General features: G+C 73.5%; 1 pseudogene. It reads right to left on the reverse strand.

Annotated elements, in window-relative coordinates:
- A pseudogene (locus Q2100_RS25155) lies at positions 1-302 on the reverse strand (ABC transporter ATP-binding protein); the annotation flags it as partial.

Consider the following 302-nt stretch of genomic DNA (forward strand, 5'->3'; position numbering starts at 1 on the left):
GCCGCCCACCAGCACGGTGGACAGGCCGGCGGGCAACGTGTCGAGCCAGTCGGTCAGGCCGGCGCGGGCAAGTGCGGATCGCAGCTCGGCATCGGTCGCGTCGCCGCGGGAGACCAGCAGGTTGTCCCGCACCGTGGTCGCGAACAGATGCCCGTCCTCGCCGAAGAACCCTGCGGCCAAGCCTGTTTCACGGCATCTGTCGGCGGTTGCGAGCAGCAGCATGGTCTTGCCCGACCCGCTGGGGCCGGTGACGGCGACGCGGTCGCCGGGCCGCACGTCGAGCGGCGGCACCGGAGGGCGGC

The organism is Mycolicibacterium arseniciresistens, from assembly GCF_030519285.1.
GTDB lineage: Bacteria > Actinomycetota > Actinomycetes > Mycobacteriales > Mycobacteriaceae > Mycobacterium > Mycobacterium arseniciresistens.